At 65.5% G+C, this 2,176-nt stretch carries 3 protein-coding genes; 1 reads left to right on the top strand and 2 read right to left on the bottom strand.

Going from position 1 to position 2,176, the window contains the following annotated elements; translation table 11 throughout:
• Nucleotides 1-21 precede the first annotated feature (21 nt).
• Nucleotides 22-954 (top strand): SDR family NAD(P)-dependent oxidoreductase, encoded by a 933-nt coding sequence (locus tag V7E05_RS14130; RefSeq protein WP_333620263.1) that lies wholly within the window; start codon nucleotides 22-24, stop codon nucleotides 952-954.
• Between the two features lie 120 nt (nucleotides 955-1,074).
• On the opposite strand, the gene V7E05_RS14125 is transcribed toward V7E05_RS14130, so the two are convergent.
• Both V7E05_RS14125 and V7E05_RS14120 read right to left on the bottom strand, forming a co-directional pair.
• The gene (locus V7E05_RS14125; protein WP_333620262.1) at nucleotides 1,075-1,830 is read right to left on the bottom strand and encodes a DUF4352 domain-containing protein; all 756 of its coding nucleotides are present in this window, start codon (nucleotides 1,828-1,830) and stop codon (nucleotides 1,075-1,077) included.
• A gap of 27 nt (nucleotides 1,831-1,857) precedes the next feature.
• Entirely contained in the window at nucleotides 1,858-1,989 is a 132-nt protein-coding gene (locus tag V7E05_RS14120) for a hypothetical protein (RefSeq protein WP_333620261.1), read from the bottom strand.
• Nucleotides 1,990-2,176 lie beyond the last annotated feature (187 nt).

Genomic DNA, 2,176 nt, shown 5'->3' with positions numbered 1-2,176 from the left:
TCATTCTGGGAGGCTTACCCAATGGCAAAGAACATCGACTTCAACGGCCGCGTAGCGATCATCACCGGTGCGGGCGGCGGCCTGGGCCGCGCCCACGCGCTCCTCCTCGCGGAGCGCGGCGCGAAGGTCGTCGTCAACGACCTCGGCGGCGACGTCCACGGTGCCGGTGGCGACGCCTCGCCCGCCCAGAAGGTCGTCGACGAGATCACCTCCAAGGGTGGCGAGGCCATCGTCGACGGCTCGGACATCACCGACGCCGCTGCGGTCGAGAAGCTCGTCGCGAACGTCAAGGAGAAGTGGGGACGCATCGACATCCTCATCAACAACGCCGGCATCCTCCGCGACAAGTCGTTCGCGAAGATGGAGCTCGACGACGTTCGCAAGGTCCTCGAGGTCCACCTCATGGGCACGGTCAACTGCACCAAGGCCGTCTGGCCCGTCATGGTCGAGGCCGGCTACGGCCGCATCCTCATGACCACCTCGGCCTCCGGCATCTACGGCAACTTCGGCCAGGCCAACTACGCCGCCGCCAAGTCCGGCATCGTCGGCTTCATGAACACCCTGGCCATCGAGGGCGAGAAGAAGGGCATCCACGTCAACTCGCTCGCGCCTTCGGCCGCGACCCGCATGACCGAGGACCTCCTCCCCGAGAACGTCCTCGAGCTCATCCAGCCCGAGGCGATCTCCCCCGGCGCGCTCTTCCTCGTTTCCGAGGCCGCGCCGACCAAGAAGATCCTCGGCGCCGGCGCGGGCGTCTTCGCCGTCTCGCAGATGGTCGAGGCCCCCGGTGTGTTCATCCCCGAGGATGCGCGCACCCCCGAGGTCATCGCCGAGCGCTGGGCCGAGATCGAGGACGTCTCGAAGGACGCCGCTCCCCTCGGCTCCGCCTTCGACCAGACGGCCAAGTACGTCAAGCTCGCTGCCAAGGAGCTCGGCATCGAGCTTCCCTCCTAGGGATTCGCCGTCGCGGGCAGCACTTCCCCGCCTCGCTTGAAGGACCCCCGCGCCTGACGCCGGACGTGCCCATCGGCACGACGGCCGCCGGCGCGGGGGTCCTTTCTCTTGCCCTGTTTCCTACTGCGTCGCGACGAAGACCTCGTCGCCGAACATTCCGAGTCCGACCCGGACCACACCAGCCCAATCATTCGGAACTTGATAAACGAGGTTCCCGCTCACAGTGCCTCCGGCGTACATCTCGCCCTCCAGTCGTGGCTCGGGAAACACCACGGCGTTGTGATCGTGCCACTGGAAGACCCTGCCGTCGTCGGCGACGAGAGCCACCGGAAGCATTAGTGCGTCCTGGGAACCCTCACCCTTGTAGGTGACGGTCAGATTGACCATCGCGTACTTGAACCCCTCGGCGGCCGGCTCGTTGTAGGGATTGGCCGAAGCGACGTCGGCGTCTACGTTCGGCGTAAACGAGTTGACCACCATGTCCCAGTCGTCGTTGCTCAGCGTCTCCCCGATCGCCGCCGGGTTATCGCGCGAGCCCTTCTCGTCCGAAGCATTCTGGCCGCTGAACAGCGAATTCGCGGAGTCCGTGGACCCGCTGGAACCGGAGGACGAATCGACGCGGGCGGTGCCGCCGAAGGCATCGTCCACTGCATCGGACACCACCATGGTGAACACCACGACACCGACCACTGTCCCGATGACCGAGACGATGACCGCCGCAAGCGCGGCGCCCTTCCGCTTGGCCGGGAGACACAACGCGACGATCCCGAGCACGAGGGCGAGCGGCAAGAGCACCCAGCCGACGATGAGCGCGCCGGGGATACACGCGAAGATCGCGCCGACGATCGCCGTGACCAGGGCGACGATTCCGAGCACGTTCCGACCCTTCTGCACCGGCTGCTGTCACTGCTGCGAGGACGGCGGCTGCCATTGCTGGTTGTTGTACATCGGAGGCTGCGGCGCGAGTCCGGTCTGCGGGAACGTGCCGGACTGCGGAAGAGGTCCGGACTGGGGGTACTGCTGGAAATCTGCCATCGCGGGCTCTTTTCTCATGTTCGAACGCCGAGGTCTGGCGTAACTCCCGGTCACGGGAGGATCGGATACATGAGTAAGAACTTATAGTGGGCCTACGACATTCAGGGAACCCGCAGGTAAATGCCATCTTTATGTGCGCGATGGATAACGCCGCCGTCGGCGTCAGACGACAGACCTCGTGTCACCC

The organism is Dietzia sp. (genome assembly GCF_036741115.1).
Taxonomy (GTDB): Bacteria; Actinomycetota; Actinomycetes; order Mycobacteriales; family Mycobacteriaceae; genus Dietzia.
Note: the sequence above shows the minus strand (reverse complement) of the source record. Positions and strands in the feature narration are given on the sequence as shown.